Below are 3546 nucleotides of genomic sequence, written 5' to 3' on the forward strand. Positions count from 1 at the left end.
GCACGACCGTGCCCTCGAGCACGACGGCCCCGGCCGCGACGAGCGACCCCGCGCCGATGACGGCCCCGTTCAGCACCGTCGCGCCCATGCCGATGAGGCAGTCGTCCTCGACGGTGCAGCCGTGCAGCACCGCGCCGTGCCCGACCGAGACGCCCCGGCCGATCGTGAGCGGGAAGCCGGCGTCCACATGGCAGACCACGGTGTCCTGCAGGTTCGCGTCCTCGCCGAGCACGATCGGCTCGGCCTCGGCGCGCAGCACCGCGTTGTACCAGACGCTCGAGCCTGCGGCGAGGCGCACGTCGCCGACGATCACCGCGCCCGCGGCGACGAAGGCGTGCTCGTGCACGACGGGCGCCGGCACGTCGGCGATGGTCAGGATGCGGGCGGAGGGGTCGGCGCTCATGGCGTCAGCCTACGCTCGCGCCGCGGTCACCCGTCGGCGCGGCGTGCGCGGCGGCGTCGGCGACCGACTGCCGATGCGACGAGGCGGTACGCCGCTCCGATCGCGAAGACCACGACGCCCCCGATGACCGCCTGGATCGGCAGGGTGGCGACGAGCACGAGGCATCCGATCGCCCCCGCGATGTTGAGCCAGCGCGGTACGCGGCGTTCGGGGGCAGGCTGGGTGAACGCCGACGCGTTGGCGACGAGGTAGTAGAGGAGCACGCCGAAGGAGCTGAACCCGATCGCGCCCCGAAGGTCGACGACGAGCACCAGCCCGACGATCGCGGCGGCCACCGCGATCTCGGCGACATAGGGCACGTGCGATCGCGGATGCACCGCCGCGAGCGGCGCAGGCAGCTCGCGGTCGCGCGCCATCGCGAGGGTGGTGCGGCCGATGCCGGCGATCAGGGCGAGCAGGGCGCCGAGGGCCGCCACGGCGGCGCCCACCTGCACGACCGGCACCGCCCATTCCCAGCCGCTCAGCTGGACGAGGTCGGTCAACGGGGCGTCCACGTCGGCCGCGAGGTACGCCGCGCCCAGGGTGAGCAGGAGCACGATCGCGACGGCCGCGTAGATCGCCACGACGATGCCGAGCGCGATGGCGATCGCCCTCGGGATCGTGCGAGCGGGATCGCGCACCTCCTCCCCGAGCGTGGCGATGCGGGCGTAGCCCGCGAAGGCGAAGAAGAGGAGTCCCGCCGACTGCAGCACGCCGTACCAGCCGCCGCCGGGCGCGACCGGCACCTCCTGCTGCACCGGGATGCCGTCGCGGAACAGCTGGGTCGCACCGGCGACGAGCACGAGCGCCAGCACGGCCAGGACCACGACCACGATGACGGTCGCCGCCCGGGCCGTGCGGGTGATGCCGAGCAGGTTGACCCCCGCGAGCACCACGACCGCCGCCACGGCCACGGGCCGCTCCCATGCCGTCGGCACCAGGTAGTCGGCGGCCGTGAGCGCCATCGCCGCGCAGCTCGCCGTCTTCCCGACGACGAAGCCCCACCCCGCGAGGAACCCCGGCCATTCGCCGAGCCGCTCCCGCCCGTACCGGTATGCGCCGCCCGACTCGGGGTAGCGCGCCGCGAGCTGGCCGGTCGAGCTCGCGTTCGCGTACGCGACGAACGCGGCGATCACGAGGCCCGCGAGCAGCCACGGGCCGGCGGCCGCGGCGGCCGGCTGCCACACCGCGAACACGCCGGCGCCGATCATCGACGCGAGGCCGATCGCCACGGCGTCGCGGAGTCCGAGGCGGCGGGCCAGGCGCCCGGAGGGCGGGGACGGAGTCGCGGTCACGCCGGAACCCTACTCCACGGGCGTGAAGCGCTCGTCGCCGACTCGTAGGATCGACGCATGCCCGCCGAGCAGACGTCCACGCCGTCCCACGCCGCCGTCGACCGCGTCACCGCCGCACTCGCCGCGCAGGGGGTCGAGCCGCGCATCGTCTGGTTCGACGACGCCGTGACCACCGCGCAGCTCGCCGCCGACGCGCTCGGCGTCGAGGTCGGGCAGATCGCCAACTCGCTGGTGTTCACGATCGACGACGAGCCGATCCTCGTGCTCACGTCGGGCGCGCACCGCGTCGACACCGAGTGGCTCGGCGAGCGCCTCGGCGGCACCATCCGTCGCGCATCGAAGGAGACCGTGAAGGCGGCCACCGGCCAGGTGATCGGCGGGGTCGCGCCCGTCGGGCATCCGGAGCCGGTTCGCACCATCGTCGACGTGCAGCTGGCCGACTACGACGAGGTGTGGGCCGCCGCGGGGCACGCGAAGACCGTCTTCCCGACGACGTTCGACGAGCTCGTGCGCATCACGGGCGGCACGCCCGGCCCCGTGGAGCCCTCGGGCGAGGCATCCGCAGAGGTCCCGACGTGACATCCGACCGTGTGGCGTGGCCGCGCCCGGCGGGCCCGCTCACCCTCCGACCGCCGACCAGCGAGGACCTCGACCAGGTGCTCGTCTGGCGGAACCGCCCCGAGGTCATCCGCTGGCTGCTGCGCACCACGGTCGACCCCGAGGCGTTCAGGCGGGCATGGCTCGAGAGCGTCGACGATCCCGCCCAGCACACCGCCGTGGCGGTGCTCGACGGCGTCGTGGTCGGAACGGGATCGCTCGACGTGCGCGACGGCATGGGGCAGTTCGACGGCGACGCGTGGCGTGGGGCCGAGGGGCTGCTCGGCTACGTCATCGATCCGGCGTACGCCGGCAACGGGTACGCGACCGATGTCGCGCGCGCGCTGCTCGACCTCGCCTTCGGCGACCTCGGCCTCCACCGGGTGACCGCCGGATGCTTCGCCGACAACGTCGCCTCGTGGCGGGTCATGGAGAAGGTCGGCATGCGGCGCGAACAGCACGGCGTCCGCGACTCGTGGCATGCCGAACTCGGCTGGGTCGACGGCTTCACCTACGGGATCCTCGCCGAGGAGTGGCCGGCGGCTGGCTGACCCAGGCGGTCGTGCGCTGACCCGACGTCGAGCCGAACCCTACGCGTCCCGTCGCGCGCCCTGGCTCGGGTGCACCACGAAGATCGACGGCTCGCGGTAGCCCCGCTCGGCGAACGCCGCGAGCACCTCGCGCGTGACGACCGGCACGAGGTCGTCGATCATGAGCGCGATGGCCGAGCCGCCGAACCCGCCGCCCGTCATGCGCGCCCCGATCGCGCCGTGCGCCTGCGCGGTCGCGACCGCGAGGTCGAGCTCGGGCACCGAGATCTCGAAGTCGTCGCGCATGGAGACGTGCGAGGCGTCGAGGAACGGGCCGATCGCGCCCGGTCCCTGCTCGCGCAGCGTGCGCACGGTGTCGAGCACGCGCTGGTCCTCGGTCACCACGTGTCGCACCCGGCGGAACGTCTCGTCGTCGAGCAGCTCGGCCGCACGGCCGAGGTCGTCGTGGCGCACGTCGCGGAGGGACTCGACGCCGAGGGCGCGGGCGCCCGCCTCGCAGGATGCGCGCCGAGCGGCGTACCCGCCCGAGGCGTGCGCGTGCTCGACCTTCGTGTCGATGACGAGGAGGGAGAGCCCGTCGGCTGCGAAGCCGAGCGGGATCACGTCGGCGTCGAGGCTGCGGCAGTCGAGGAAGACGCCGCCGTCGGCCTCGCCGAGGAGC

General features: G+C 74.2%; 5 protein-coding genes. 2 read left to right on the forward strand and 3 right to left on the reverse strand.

The genetic code is table 11. The features are described from left to right. Window positions 1–403 (reverse strand): gamma carbonic anhydrase family protein (locus AC1DY2_RS17325; RefSeq protein WP_476763543.1); only part of this gene is annotated, 403 nt, incomplete at its 3' end. A 26-nt stretch (window positions 404–429) separates the two neighbouring features. Continuing rightward, entirely contained in the window at window positions 430–1737 is a 1308-nt protein-coding gene (locus AC1DY2_RS17330) for an APC family permease (RefSeq protein WP_476763544.1), read from the reverse strand. A 57-nt stretch (window positions 1738–1794) separates the two neighbouring features. On the opposite strand from AC1DY2_RS17330, the gene AC1DY2_RS17335 reads away from it, so the two are divergent. Beyond that, entirely contained in the window at window positions 1795–2316 is a 522-nt protein-coding gene (locus tag AC1DY2_RS17335; protein ID WP_476763545.1) for a YbaK/EbsC family protein, read from the forward strand. Beyond that, window positions 2313–2885 (forward strand): GNAT family N-acetyltransferase, encoded by a 573-nt coding sequence (locus tag AC1DY2_RS17340; protein ID WP_476763546.1) that lies wholly within the window; start codon window positions 2313–2315, stop codon window positions 2883–2885. Before AC1DY2_RS17335 ends, AC1DY2_RS17340 begins: the two co-directional genes overlap by 4 nt. Before the next feature lie 39 nt (window positions 2886–2924). On the opposite strand, the gene AC1DY2_RS17345 is transcribed toward AC1DY2_RS17340, so the two are convergent. Further along, window positions 2925–3546: galactokinase (locus AC1DY2_RS17345; protein WP_476763547.1), on the reverse strand; the 622-nt coding region annotated here is incomplete at its 5' end.

Source organism: Agromyces sp. P1_H4, from assembly GCF_056405255.1.

Coding starts and splice junctions, on each gene's coding strand:
- AC1DY2_RS17335 (WP_476763545.1), top strand. CDS start 1,795: ATGCCCGCCGAGCAGACGTCCACGCCGTCCCACGCCGCCGTCGACCGC.